The following is a 13440-nucleotide window of genomic DNA, read 5'->3' as shown; positions in this document are numbered from 1 at the left end:
TGCTCGCGAAGCAGACACCGCGGTTTAGCAGGCACACCGCGTTATCGTTCTTCGCGAGCAGGTCGGATCGCCGCACCGTCGCTCCCACAGAAGGGCAGGCGTTCATTTCACTTCCGGCGGCGTGGTGAAGGTGTGATACGGCGCCGGCGACGGAATGCTCCACTCCAGGCCTTCAGCCCCATCCCACGGCTTGGCCGGTGCCGGCGGGCCGCCGCGAATGGTCTTGATCACGATGAACAGGAAGAAGATCTGTGTGGCGCCGAACATGAATGCGCCGATCGACGACACCATGTTGAAGTCGGCGAATTGCAGGTTGTAGTCCGGAATCCGTCGCGGCATGCCCGCCAGCCCCACGAAGTGCATCGGGAAGAAGGCCAGGTTCATGCCGATGAACGACAGCCAGAAATGCAGCTTGCCCAGGGTTTCGTCGTACATGTGGCCGGTCCATTTCGGCAGCCAGTAGTAGGCCGAGGCGAAGATCCCGAAGATCGCCCCCGGCACCAGCACATAGTGGAAGTGCGCGACCACGAAGTAGGTGTCCTGGTACTGGAAGTCCGCCGGGGCGATGGCCAGCATCAACCCGGAAAAACCGCCGATGGTGAACAGGATTACGAACGCCACGGCAAACAGCATCGGTGTCTCGAAAGTCAGCGAGCCTTGCCACATGGTGCTGGCCCAGTTGAACACCTTCACGCCGGTAGGCACCGCGATCAGCAGCGTGGCGTACATGAAGAACAACTCGCCCACCAGCGGAATGCCGACCACGAACATGTGGTGCGCCCAGACGATGAACGACAGGAACGCGATACTCGCCGTGGCGTAGACCATCGAGGTGTAGCCGAACAGTGGCTTGCGCGAAAAGGCCGGAATGATCGAACTGACGGCACCGAAGGCCGGCAGGATCATGATGTACACCTCGGGGTGACCGAAGAACCAGAACACATGCTGGAACAGCACCGGGTCTCCGCCACCGGCGGCACTGAAGAAACTGGTGCCGAAGTGGATGTCCATCAGCATCATGGTCACGCAACCCGCCAGTACCGGCATCACCGCGATCAACAGGAACGCGGTGATCAGCCAGGTCCAGACGAACAGTGGCATTTTCATCAGCGTCATGCCGGGGGCGCGCAGGTTGAGGATGGTGGCGATCACGTTGATCGCCCCCATGATCGAACTGATCCCCATCAAGTGGATGGCGAAGATGAAGAAGGTCACGCTTTCCGGCGCGTAGGTGGTCGACAGCGGCGCATAGAACGTCCAGCCGAAGTTCGGCCCGCCACTCGGAGTGAACAGGGTCGACACCAGCATCAGGAACGCCGCCGGCAACAGCCAGAAGCTGAAGTTGTTCATGCGCGGCAGGGCCATGTCCGGCGCGCCGATCATCAGCGGGATCATCCAGTTGGCGAGGCCGACGAAGGCCGGCATCACCGCACCGAAGACCATCACCAGGCCGTGCATGGTGGTCATCTGGTTGAAGAATTCCGGCTGGACGATCTGTAGCCCCGGCTGGAACAGCTCGGCGCGAATCACCATCGCGAACGAACCGCCAAGCAGGAACATGGAGAACGCAAACCACAGGTACAGCGTACCGATGTCCTTGTGGTTGGTGGTCAGCACCCAGCGCATCAGGCCTTTGGCGGGGCCGTGGGCGTGGTCGGTGGCGGTATGAACATGTTCATCGATTACAGCAGTCATGTCCTGTCTCCTGCAAACAGATGGGCTGGGCAGGCCGGGGTGCGTAGCCCCGACCGGTTCCTTAAGTGCGCAATAGACCGGGTCATTTGCTTTCCGCCTGTTTCAGCTCCAGCACTTCTTTAGGCGTAACCATGTCGCCCTTGTTGTTGCCCCAGGCGTTACGTTCATAGGTCACGACCGCCGCGATATCGACTTCCGAGAGTTGCTTGCCGAATGCGGCCATGGAAGTGCCAGGCTTGCCGTGGAAGACAATGCTCAGGTGAGCTTCTTTCGGTCCGGTGGCGATTTTCGAGCCCTTGAGTGCCGGGAACATCGGCGGCAGACCCTGGCCTTCGGCCTGGTGACAGGCCACGCAGGTGGTGTGATAGACCTTGTCGCCGCGCTCTTTGAGCTCGTCGAGCGTCCATTCCTTGCTGGTCAGCTCTTTGAGTTGCGCGGCCTCGGTCTTGCGATCGGCCAGCCATTTTTCGTAATCGGCCTTTTCCTTGACCTCGACCACGGTCGGCATGAAGCCGTGATCCTTGCCGCACAACTCGGCGCACTGGCCACGGTAGATGCCGGGCTTGTCGATGCGGGTCCAGGCTTCATTGACGAATCCGGGAATCGCATCGCGCTTGACCGCGAAAGCCGGCACCCACCAGGAGTGGATCACGTCGGCGGAGGTCACAAGGAAGCGCACCTTGGCGCCGACCGGCAGCACCAATGGCTTGTCGACTTCGAGCAGGTAATGCTCGCCCTTGGCTTCCTTGTTGTGGATCTGATCCTGGGGGGTGGTCAGGTTGCTGAAGAACTCGACGTCCTGGCCCAGGTATTTGTAGTGCCACTTCCACTGGTAGCCGGTGATCTGGATATCGATTTCCGGCTCGCTGGCGTCGTACATCTTGATCAGGGTCGCGGTAGCGGGAATCGCCATGGCCACCAGGATCAGGAAGGGCACGATGGTCCAGAGGATTTCGACGGTGGTGCTTTCATGAAATTTGGCGGCCACCTGCCCGGTCGAGCGGCGGTGGAGAATCATCGACCAGAACATGGCACCAAAAACGATGATGCCGATCACCACACAGATCCAGAAAATGATCATGTGCAGGTCGAATACTGCGTGACTGATTTCAGTCGCTCCAGGCGCCATATTCACAGTCCAGGCCGCTTGCGCCTGACTGAAAATCGACCACAACAGGAGGCCCATCCAGACATGTGGATGTCGCATCATTGCGGGTTCCCCTTATCGTTCTTGTTATCCCGCCGGCTTTCACCTGCGGCAAGGGAGCGGCTGCATCAGACTACGAACTTGAGCACCGGGCCTTGCTGCATATGCAGTCGGGCGTCATCAGCTAACTCCATTCCACCCCGAGTATAGACAGCACCTCTGACCTCGCAATGCGAAGGCGTAAATCGTCTGAAACAGCATTAACTTGCTTTGCAGGGTACGAATGGAGAAGGATGCAGACGAGTGGTGGCTAATCGATATAACGGGGCCGTCTCAAGGATGAAATAATTATGACAAATGCGTCTTAGCATTTTTCGTAAGCCAGCTAAGTTATGTCTTCCCTATTTCATTGCCTTGTTTCCTGGAGTTTTCATGAACACCGCCGCATTGCGCGAGCAGATCCAAAAAGCCCAACAACACGAAGCCGAGACCGGCCTGCTGACGCGTCAGCTGGAAAGTAAACTGCCTCATCTGCACCCGGCGATCCAATTGCCGGAGACCGATACCAACGGCGTACTGACGCGATTTGTCGCCGCCTACATCGAAGAAGTGCCCGATCTGCTGGATGCAGCCAATGAAGTCGCCAGGGAAGCGGGCATTGAGTCACAGATCAAACCGGTGCTGGCAATCGCCGAGCAGTACTTCCTCCAGCCGCCAGCCATCATGGCCGGCCATGTCGGGCTCGACAGTCTGCTGGATGAAGCCTATCTGGCGCACCGGTTTGTCGAAGAGGTCAATGACCTGTACATCAAGCATTTCGGCCAGCCACTGATCCCCTTGGACATGACTGTCGCCAACCTGATTGCTCACCAATTGATCGGTGAGTCGTTCGCCAACCAACTGGACGAAGTGGTGCATCACGCCATCGACGAGATGCTCAACGACGAAAGCTTCGCGCTGGAATCGGTGGAAGCCTACCGCGAGAAGCTCAACAGCCCTGACACCGGCGCCGCGTGGAAACGCTGGCCGTGCATGTCCCGCCGCTTGGGCGTAGGCCTGGAACTGGATCAGCCGGCGGCTTGATCCATCGGTAAACACAATCCCCTGTGGGAGCGGGCTTGCTCGCGAATGCGGTTTCACATCCAACATATGTGTTGGCTGATCCACCGCTTTCGCGAGCAAGCCCGCTCCCACACTGTTATCTACCCGACCGCGCCGACGCCGGTATTCGTCCGCACCCGCCCCTCAAGTCTGCGCTTCAACCCCCGCGATTCAATCATCAGCTTCGAACCCTTGGCCGCATTCGCCCGCCCCCATTCCTCCAGCAACTCCAGACACGAGTGATCGATGTAGCTCAGATTATTGAGCGGCACATGCACCGTCGCGCCTGGTGGAATACTACCCAGCACCTGTGTCAGCGCCGGCACTTTGAGGAAGGTCGCCGCGCCTGCCAGGCGCAATTCCATTTGCCCTTCCTGAGGCAGGTCGATCAGGCTGATTTTCAACCGCGAAGCTTTCAGCGCCAGTTTCACCAGCGTCAGGCCGAAGCCAATCAACACGCCGGTCAGCAGGTCCGTGAAAACGATGGCGAGCGCGGTTGCCGCATAGGTGAACATCGGCGCCCGACCATACCGGCCCAAACCACGGAAGACCTTGAGATCCACCAGTTTGAAACCGGTGTACACCAGCACGCCCGCCAGGCTCGCCACCGGAATGCTTTGCAGCACGCTGGACAGCAACAGCACGAACGCCAACAACCACAGGCCGTGGAAAATGGTCGAAAACCGCGTGGTTGCTCCAGCCTGAACGTTCGCCGAGCTGCGCACGATAACGCCGGTCATAGGCAAAGCCCCTAGCAGGCCACACAGCATGTTGCCGATACCTTGCGCCGACAATTCCCGGTCGAAGTCCGAGCGCTGACCACTGTGCATGCGATCAACCGCGGCGGCTGAGAGCAAGGTTTCGGCGCTGGCGATGAAGGCCACGGCAAACGCCGCAATCAGCAAGGCCGGATCAGCCAGGTTGAGCAGATCCGCGGGCTTCAGCCAGTCGATGGCCTCCGTCAGGTTGGCCGGAACCTCAACCCGTTTGACCTGCAACGCCAGCACCAGGCTGGCAAGCGTGGCCAGACCGACGCCGAGGAGCGCGCCAGGAACGAAGCGCAGGGATTGCGGACGGAATTTCTCCCACAGCCACATGACGGCGATCGTCGACAAACCGAGCAAACCGGCTTGCCAGCCAAACGTGGGCAACGCCTGAACCAGCGCCGCCGGGAAGGCCGCCAGGTTATCCAGGCCCGAGGGTTTGGGCACGGCATCCAGCATCACATGCACCTGAGACAGGATGATCAGCACGCCAATCCCGGCCAGCATGCCGTACACCACCGCAGGCGCCGTCACCCGAAACCAGCAGCCCAGCTTCAAACGGCCAGCCACCAGTTGCAGAAAACCTGCCAACAACAGTATGGGCCCAAGCATGGCGATGCCGTGCTGGCGGACCAATTCGAATACCAGAACGGCCAGGCCCGCCGCCGGACCGCTGACTTGCAGCGGCGAGCCGGCCAACCAGCCGACCACTAGACCACCTATGATGCCGGTGATCAGACCTTTGGCCGGCGGCAGCCCCGAGGCAATCGCGATGCCCATGCACAGGGGCAGGGCGACCAGAAAAACAACCACCGAAGCCAGCAGCTCCCGTGGCAGAACAGCTTTGAGTCGAGCAGCACGCATGGTGAGTCTCCCGAAGTTTTCTTCAGGCATGGCAAAGCCAGGCTGCCTGAACGGCAGCCTCGGCTGAACCACACAACGATTTAGGAGGGTTTAGAAGCGCGCTTTGGGCGTCGCCACGGGAATTGGCAGGCTGCCATTGAGCGGCAGGAAACAGCCTTGATCGGCGTCATACGCTTTGATTTCGCTGGTTTCGATGTTGTAGACCCAGCCGTGAATAAATAACTGACCGTTGGCCATGCGCGATGCCACCGACGGATGGGTGCGCAGATGCTGCAATTGAGCGATCACATTCTCTTCGGTAAGGATGTGCATGCTTTCGCTTTCGCTAGAGCAGTTGCAGTTCTCCTGCACCATGGTTTTGGCCACTTCGGCATGACGCAGCCAGGCTTTGACCGTGGGCATTTTTTCCAGACTGTCCGGGTTGAGCACCGCGCGCATGGCGCCGCAGTCGGAATGCCCGCAAATGATGATGTGATGCACTCCCAGAGCCAGTACGGCGTACTCGATGGCCGTGGAAACACCACCGTTCATTTGCCCGTAAGGCGGCACGACGTTGCCGACGTTACGGGTCACGAACAGGTCGCCGGGGGAGCTCTGGGTAATCAACTCGGGAACGATGCGCGAATCGGCGCAGGCAATGAACATCGCTCGTGGCCGCTGGGCCGTGGCGAGTTTCTTGAAGAGCTCTTCCTGCTGGGGAAAGACCTCATGATGAAAATGCAAAAAGCCGTCAACGATGTGCTGCAACGCTGCATCGGCGGTTTCCGCCTCAGGTTGGGCTGAAGCCGACGCAGCCAACGGCTGTTTATCCTTGTCACTCATGATTCATCCTCATTGGCGGAGTCAGGGAATCTTCCCGTGTGGTCCGGTGTGAAGCCAGTGGCTGGTTAAAAAACATCCAGGTCAAGCATTTCGACCCATCAGTCACTCGATGAACAAGGTAGCGGCCGAATCTTAATTGAAACTGAATAAACCGCTCTAGGACGCGTGTTCCAGGTCACAAAAAACGTGACCAGCCTAAGACCTGAGCGCGCTCTTCAGTACTCAACCATAGGCCAATTGTCCTCAAATCAACGACATTTGGCGACCGGGCGGACAAAAGGCATTGCAGTCCAGGTCAAAGCCTTCCCGTCGATTGAGCCCCAGGCGCTTGATGGTTTTGGCAAAGCGCTGTGCCAGCAGGTCGGCGAAGGGGCCTTCGCCGCGCATTCGAGCACCAAAGCGGCTGTCGTAGAGTTCACCGCCACGGCTCTGACGAATCAGGCTCAGCACATGCGCCGCCCGTTGCGGATAGTGGGCACCCAGCCATTCTTCGAACAGCGGCGCCACTTCCAGCGGCAGGCGCAACATCATGTAAGCAGCACTTTGCGCCCCGACCGCATGGGCCTCGGTGAGCAGGCTTTCGAGTTCGCTGTCGTTGATCATCGGGATCATCGGTGAACACAGCACGCCCACCGGAATGCCTGCATCGCGCATGACCCTGATCGCCCGCAACCGGGCCTTGGGCGCCGCCGCGCGGGGTTCGAGGATGCGCTTGAGCTCGTCGTCGAGGGTGGTCAGGCTGATCATTACCGCCACCAGTCTTTGGCTGGCAAGCTCGGTCAGCAGGTCCAGGTCGCGAAGAATCAGCGATCCCTTGGTGACGATGGTCACCGGGTGCCGGTAACGCAGGAGTACTTCGAGGGTTTGCCGGGTGATCTTGTATTCACGCTCAATCGGCTGATAGGGGTCGGTGTTGGAGCCGAGGTTGATCGGCGCACATTGATATCCACGCCTGGACAATTGCTCCTCCAGCACGTCCGCGGCGTTGGTCTTGGCGATTAGTCTGGTTTCAAAATCCAGCCCAGGCGACATGTCCCAATAGGCATGGCTTGGCCTCGCGTAGCAGTAGATACAGCCATGTTCGCACCCGCGATAGGGATTGATCGAGCGATCGAAGGGCAAGTCCGGCGATGTATTGCGGGTGATTATGGTTTTCGCCCTTTCGATGCTCACCTCGGTGCCTTGGGTGAGCGGTGCTTCCTGGTACCAGCCGTCGTCCTCAACCACCGAATGGCTGGGGGCAAAGCGGTTGTGCGGGTTGGTTGCAGTGCCGCGGCCACGGGGAGGCAGAGAGCTGATCATCGGCGGACTCCTTTATCTGTATATTCATACAGTATACCAACCTACTGCGTATCGACCAGTACCACTCAGTCCTTCATCCGACGACAGGGTCGTCATTAGCTTACTTGTTCAATAAATGAAGAGAAAACTAATGAAACATATAGCCAGTGGTTGGATTTAATACCCGGCCGTATATTCAGCCCGGCAAACACCGCCCTCATTAGCAATCAAATAAAAGGATTTATCAATGTCTAACCTTAATCAGCGCGGCATCTTCCTACAACTGATGCAACCGAATGCTTCGGAACCCAATACACTGGTTTCGCTGCAACTAGCTCGAAAAGAACTCAGTTGGGATGCGGAAAATGAAGTTCAAATTGAAAGCTTAGTTGACTCGACGTATTACACGGCTGTTTCCACAGACGGTGGCAACTCGTTCAGTATCAGGACCGTTGGCAAGGACGTCGATGGAGACGGAGACATCGATGCCGACGACAAATCCAAGTTGCAGGCTCTGGCAAAGGCTTATGCCAGTATCGTCAATCCCTGATGTCCAGAGACATTTAATCGATCAAGCGTCGTCACTGAGTGCATGCGATTCATTGCATGCACTTTAATACTAAATAAGGATCAAACATGTCCGCATTCCTGACTTCCGGTGTATATCTACAGCGAGTCGAGTCACTTGATGAAACTCAAATCACCTTAAGTATCATTCGAAATATCGACAGAACAACTTCCAGTCAAGTTGATTACTTTAAAGATTCCACACCCATGATATTGCATGTCCGAGAGAATGGACGATCTCTAACACTTGATTTTGACCCATGGTCAGATATCAATGTCACTTCGGACAACCATATTGACCAGAAAGACATTGATGCCCTTACCTTGCTCGGCGCGGCTTATTACCATCAATCAACCATTGGTCCCGAGAATGGTGCTTTTCTTCGTTTCCTTTCCACCGACGCCCCCTATTTTCGGGTGATCATTGAAAAATGGGAGCTCAGCGAACCGCCGCGCCCTCTCAATACCTTCTTTGCATTCGATACCGAAATATTCGAGGCGGGTTCGCCGTTTGAAATAACGACTGACGAACCAGAAACCGGCTATCAAGTCAGGGTTGGGGATGACCTGCAAAACCTGGCCAAGGCATTTACCCAACTGACGTTATAAGCCTGGCAACCACATCGGTTTCAATCTTCGAACCAGGCCTTGGTGCTTCACGATTCTTTGACGGTCCGCTCACAGGCCTTTGACCGTGCATGACTGATCCTTGCCACCATCTTCCCGTCCCTTTCTGAACGGTCGCTCAAGCATGCCTTTACCATGTTTTTTATCTGCAATATGCCTGTCGCTGGTCGCACTCGTTAACCTGACAACGGCACTTGCTGACGACAGCGTGATGCAGCGTCCGGCAGACTGGGCTCAACCGGTAGAGAAGCAATACAACCTCTTTCAAATGTCGCCGACCCTCTATCGCAGCGCCTTGCCGGACAAAGGGGCAGTGCCGCTGCTGGAGAAACTCAAGGTCGGGACGGTAATCAACTTCTTGCCCGAAGCAGACTCCAGTTGGTTGTCCACGCCAGGCATCACGCAAGTACAACTGCCTTATCGCACCAACCATGTGGACGACGCCGATGTGCTCAAGGCCTTGCGCGCCATTCAGTCTGCCGAAGCCAAAGGCCCGGTACTGATGCACTGCAAACACGGTTCCGACCGTACCGGCCTGATGGCAGCCATGTACCGGGTTGTCATCCAGGGCTGGACCAAGGAGGAGGCACTGAACGAAATGACCCTGGGCGGCTTTGGCGACAGCACCCACTTCAAGGACGGCATTCGCTACATGATGCAGACCGACGTGGAAAAACTGCGTACGGCCCTGGCCAATGGCGATTGCAGCACCAGCCCGTTTGCCGCGTGCTCGATGAAGAGCTGGTTCAAGTCCGCTCACATCGAATAAGAAAAGCCCCCGTTGCATGGCGCAACGGGGGCTTTTTTTCACTCAGTGCTGTTCGTCCGGCTTTTTCTTCAGTTTCGGGTTCGGGAAGAACTGAACCGCCTGAACTTTGGTGTCGGCTGGTTTGAGTGCGCTGGTATTAACCCGCGTACCCAACTCCTTGGGCACCGACAGCCCTTGCTCATTGAGTGTGTCGGAGTAACCGCAGGCCACGCACTCTCGGTGCGGGACCTGGTCTTCGTTCCACATCATCAATTTGTCCGGCTCGCTGCATGCCGGGCAGACCGCCCCGGCGATAAAGCGTTTTTTCGTAATCACAGGTCCCTCACTCATGCTGCCGCGTCCTCACTCAGGCCGCTGTGGCGCAAGAGTGCGTCAATTGATGGCTCACGACCACGGAAGTCGACGAACAGCACCATCGGTTCCTGGGAACCGCCACGGGCCAGGATTGCTTCGCGGAAGGCGCGACCGGTGTCGGCGTTAAGCACGCCTTCTTCTTCAAACTTCGAGAACGCATCGGCCGACAGCACTTCAGCCCATTTGTAGCTGTAATAACCCGCGGCATAACCACCGGCAAAGATGTGCGCAAAGCTGTTGGGGAAACGGTTGTAAGCCGGTGGACGCATCACCGAAACCTCGTCGCGCACGCCTTCGAGTACTTGCAGCACGCTACGGCCGTCGCCGTGGGTGGCGTGCAGTTCGAAGTCGAACAGCGAGAACTCCAGTTGGCGAACCATCATCAGGCCGGACTGGAAGTTTTTCGCCGCGAGCATTTTCCCGAGCAAGTCCTGAGGCAGCGGCTCGCCGGATTCATAGTGACCGGAAATCAGCGCCAGGCCTTCCGGCTCCCAGCACCAGTTCTCCATGAACTGGCTTGGCAGTTCGACCGCATCCCAGGCCACGCCGTTGATGCCGGACACGCCAGCATGCTCGACGCGGGTCAGCAGGTGATGCAGGCCGTGACCAAACTCGTGGAACAGGGTGGTGACTTCATCGTGGGTCAGCAGTGCAGGCTTGCCGCTGTCGGCCGGGGTGAAGTTGCACACCAGGTTGGCCACCGGGCTTTGCAATACACCGCCAGCGGTGCGACGACGGTCGCGTGCGCCGTCCATCCACGCACCTCCACGCTTGTTGGCGCGGGCGTAGAGGTCGAAGAAGAAGCGGCCGACGTGCTGGCCGTTTTCCTTGATTTCAAACAGACGGACATCTGGGTGCCAGGTGTCGAAACCTTTCTGCTCTGCAATCTCGATGCCGTACAGGCGCTGGACGATGGCGAACAGGCCGCTGAGCACCTTGTCGATCGGGAAGTAGGCGCGCAGGGCTTCCTGGGCCACGCTGTAGCGTTGCTCACGGAGTTTTTCGCCGTAGAAACCGCTATCCCAGCTTTGCAGATCCGGGCAGCCTTGTTCGGCGGCGTAAGCCTTGAGCTGCTCCAGATCCTGGGCAGCGAACGGCTTGCTGCGCTTGGCCAGGTCGCGCAGGAAACTCAGCACCTGATCGCTGGATTCGGCCATTTTGGTCGCCAGGCTCAGCTCGGAGAAACTGCTGAAACCCAGCAGTTTGGCCAGCTCCTGACGCAGGTCGAGGATTTCTTCCATGACCGGGCTGTTATCGTTCTGGCCGGCATTCGGCCCCTGGTCCGACGCACGGGTGCAGTACGCGGCGTAGACTTCTTCACGCAGCGCGCGGTCCTGGGCGTAGGTCATCACCGCGTAATAGCTCGGGAATTCCAGGGTGATCAGCCAGCCGTCCAGATCCTTGGCTTGAGCTGCGGCAGCCATTTGCGCCTTGGCCGAATCGGTCAGGCCGGCGAGGGCGGCTTCATCGGTGATGTGCTTGGTCCAGGCCTGAGTGGCATCGAGCAATTGGTTGGAGAAACGGCTGCCCAGTTCGGACAGCTTGCTCTGCACTTCGGCGTAACGCTTCTGTTCGGCTTCCGGCAGGTCGATACCCGACAGACGGAAGTCACGCAGGGAGTGTTCCAGGATAGTTTTCTGCGCCACGTCGAATTCGGCAGCTTCCGGACTGCTGGCCAGGGCTTCGAAAGCCTGGAACAGTTCGCGGTTCTGGCCCAACTCGGTGGAATAGGCGCTCAAGGCCGGCAGGCACGACTCGTAGGCTTCACGCAGTTCGGCGCTGTTGCAAACGGCGTTGAGGTGGCTGACCGGGCTCCAGGCGGCACCCAGACGGTCATTGAGTTCGTCCATCGCCAGCACCAGGCCAGCCCACGTTGGCTGTTTGACCTGGGTCTTGAGGATCTCGACGATGGCGGCACGGTTGTCAGCCAGGATCTGTTCAATGGCCGGTTGTACGTGTTCAGCGCGGATGGCGGAGAACGGCGGCAGGTCATAGGACTGCAAAAGAGGGTTGTTCACGCTCACGGTTGATACCTTGGCTGGAGAAACATGCAGCCATCTTAATTACAATCGACGTTCACCGCAGCTATCAGCAACAGAGAGAAACCCTATCGTGAACCTTCGCAAGTATCAGAACCACACGCCGCTGCTGGGTAAAGGCGCTTTTGTCGACGGCTCGGCGGTGGTGATCGGCGACGTTGAAATTGGCGAAGACAGCTCGGTCTGGCCGTTGACAGTGATCCGTGGCGACATGCACCGCATCCGCATCGGCGCGCGCACCAGCGTGCAGGATGGCTGCGTGTTGCACATCACCCACGCCGGGCCGTTCAACCCGGACGGCTATCCATTGCTGATCGGCGATGACGTGACCATCGCCCACAAGGTCATGCTGCATGGTTGTTCGGTAGGCAGCCGGGTATTGATCGGCATGGGCAGCATCGTCATGGACGGCGCGGTGGTCGACGATGATGTGATCATCGGCGCCGGCAGCCTGGTGCCGCCGGGCAAGCATCTGCAAAGCGGCTTCCTGTATGTGGGCAGCCCGGTGAAGCAGGTCCGCCCGCTGACTGACAAGGAGCGCGCCTTTTTCACCTACAGCGCGGCGAACTACGTGAAGCTCAAGGACCTGCATCTGGCCGAAGGCTACGACCAGCTTTGACCCGGCCCCCTTATTCAGGATTCGACATGCATTACCAAACCGTTTTGTTCGACCTCGATGGCACCCTCACCGACCCGCGCGAGGGCATCACCCGTTCGATCCAGTTCGCCTTGGGCAAACTGGGTATCGATGAGCCGGACCTGGCGAAACTCGAACACTTCATCGGCCCGCCGCTGTTGCAGGCATTCATGCAGTTCTACGACTTCGATGAAGCCAGGGCCTGGCAGGCTGTGAATTTCTATCGCGAGCGCTTCAAGGTCACCGGTCTATACGAAAACCGCGTATTCGATGGTGTCGCGCCGCTGCTGGAAAGCCTGAGCGGACAAGGGCGGCAGCTATACATCGCTACCTCGAAACCGTGGGTGTTCGCCCGGGAGATCGCCCGGCATTTCGACTTTGCCAAACACTTCAAGGTGATTTACGGCAGCGAACTGGACGGCACACGGACCAACAAGGTCGAGCTGATTGCTCACCTGATGGCCGAAGAAAACCTGGACCCGACCAACACCCTGATGATCGGCGACCGCAAACACGACCTGATCGGCGCGCGCAGCAATGGCCTGGATGCGGCGGCGGTGGGTTACGGGTTCGGCAGCCATGAAGAGTTGAGTGCCGAAGCGCCTGCGTATCATTTTGAAACGCTGGCTGAGCTGCATCAGGCGTTTTTGCAGCGCGGATAGAATCGACACAAATCAACTGTGGGAGCGAGCTTGCTCGCGAATGCGGTGTACCAGTCAACACTGATGCTCAATGACACACCGCATTCGCGAGCAGGCTCGCACAGGGGATTG

The 13440-nt window shown here is 58.2% G+C and carries 13 protein-coding genes; 6 read left to right on the top strand and 7 right to left on the bottom strand.

What is annotated here, in order from left to right; genetic code table 11:
• Positions 1-102 precede the first annotated feature (102 nt).
• Both ctaD and coxB read right to left on the bottom strand, forming a co-directional pair.
• Positions 103-1695 (bottom strand): cytochrome c oxidase subunit I, encoded by a 1593-nt coding sequence (ctaD, locus tag AC3IT9_RS00260; protein WP_150728160.1) that lies wholly within the window; start codon positions 1693-1695, stop codon positions 103-105.
• A gap of 82 nt (positions 1696-1777) precedes the next feature.
• Complete coding sequence (gene coxB / locus AC3IT9_RS00255; RefSeq protein ID WP_489271619.1) at positions 1778-2905, bottom strand: cytochrome c oxidase subunit II; 1128 nt, start codon at positions 2903-2905, stop codon at positions 1778-1780.
• A gap of 369 nt (positions 2906-3274) precedes the next feature.
• Here coxB and AC3IT9_RS00250 point away from each other — a divergent pair, with 369 nt between their 5' ends.
• Positions 3275-3925, top strand: coding sequence for a hypothetical protein (locus AC3IT9_RS00250; protein WP_150753741.1), 651 nt, complete (start codon positions 3275-3277; stop codon positions 3923-3925).
• 119 nt (positions 3926-4044) lie between these two features.
• Here the strand turns inward: AC3IT9_RS00250 and AC3IT9_RS00245 are convergent, their stop codons facing one another.
• From AC3IT9_RS00245 to AC3IT9_RS00235, 3 genes are all read right to left on the bottom strand, one after another.
• Entirely contained in the window at positions 4045-5571 is a 1527-nt protein-coding gene (locus tag AC3IT9_RS00245) for a SulP family inorganic anion transporter (RefSeq protein ID WP_489271617.1), read from the bottom strand.
• A gap of 90 nt (positions 5572-5661) precedes the next feature.
• Positions 5662-6393 carry a carbonic anhydrase gene (locus AC3IT9_RS00240; RefSeq protein ID WP_102669518.1) on the bottom strand — a complete coding sequence of 244 codons (732 nt, stop codon included), beginning with the start codon at positions 6391-6393 and terminating at the stop codon, positions 5662-5664.
• A gap of 243 nt (positions 6394-6636) precedes the next feature.
• Positions 6637-7695 carry a PA0069 family radical SAM protein gene (locus AC3IT9_RS00235; protein ID WP_489271616.1) on the bottom strand — a complete coding sequence of 353 codons (1059 nt, stop codon included), beginning with the start codon at positions 7693-7695 and terminating at the stop codon, positions 6637-6639.
• A 226-nt stretch (positions 7696-7921) separates the two neighbouring features.
• On the opposite strand from AC3IT9_RS00235, the gene AC3IT9_RS00230 reads away from it, so the two are divergent.
• From AC3IT9_RS00230 to AC3IT9_RS00220, 3 genes are all read left to right on the top strand, one after another.
• The gene (locus AC3IT9_RS00230) at positions 7922-8224 is read left to right on the top strand and encodes a hypothetical protein (protein ID WP_150757407.1); all 303 of its coding nucleotides are present in this window, start codon (positions 7922-7924) and stop codon (positions 8222-8224) included.
• Between the two features lie 86 nt (positions 8225-8310).
• Entirely contained in the window at positions 8311-8850 is a 540-nt protein-coding gene (locus AC3IT9_RS00225) for a hypothetical protein (RefSeq protein WP_150753744.1), read from the top strand.
• A gap of 142 nt (positions 8851-8992) precedes the next feature.
• Positions 8993-9637, top strand: a complete 645-nt coding sequence (locus AC3IT9_RS00220; RefSeq protein WP_489271614.1) for a phosphatase domain-containing protein — start codon at positions 8993-8995, stop codon at positions 9635-9637.
• A 42-nt stretch (positions 9638-9679) separates the two neighbouring features.
• Here AC3IT9_RS00220 and AC3IT9_RS00215 read toward each other — a convergent pair whose 3' ends face one another.
• Both AC3IT9_RS00215 and prlC read right to left on the bottom strand, forming a co-directional pair.
• Positions 9680-9967 carry a YheV family putative zinc ribbon protein gene (locus AC3IT9_RS00215; RefSeq protein ID WP_008018424.1) on the bottom strand — a complete coding sequence of 96 codons (288 nt, stop codon included), beginning with the start codon at positions 9965-9967 and terminating at the stop codon, positions 9680-9682.
• On the bottom strand, positions 9964-12015 hold the full coding sequence (prlC, locus tag AC3IT9_RS00210) for an oligopeptidase A (RefSeq protein ID WP_150728152.1): 2052 nt from the start codon (positions 12013-12015) through the stop codon (positions 9964-9966). The genes AC3IT9_RS00215 and prlC overlap by 4 nt, the downstream gene beginning before the upstream one ends.
• Before the next feature lie 88 nt (positions 12016-12103).
• Between prlC and AC3IT9_RS00205 the strand changes: the two genes are divergently transcribed.
• Together AC3IT9_RS00205 and AC3IT9_RS00200 are read left to right on the top strand one after the other, a co-directional pair.
• The gene (locus tag AC3IT9_RS00205; protein ID WP_489271612.1) at positions 12104-12649 is read left to right on the top strand and encodes a gamma carbonic anhydrase family protein; all 546 of its coding nucleotides are present in this window, start codon (positions 12104-12106) and stop codon (positions 12647-12649) included.
• Between the two features lie 26 nt (positions 12650-12675).
• A complete protein-coding gene (locus tag AC3IT9_RS00200; RefSeq protein ID WP_489271611.1) occupies positions 12676-13329 on the top strand; it encodes an HAD family hydrolase in 654 nt (217 codons plus the stop codon).
• The last annotated feature ends 111 nt before the right edge of the window (positions 13330-13440 follow it).

Source organism: Pseudomonas sp. KH_046_1 (assembly GCF_057839025.1).
Note: the sequence above shows the minus strand (reverse complement) of the source record. Positions and strands in the feature narration are given on the sequence as shown.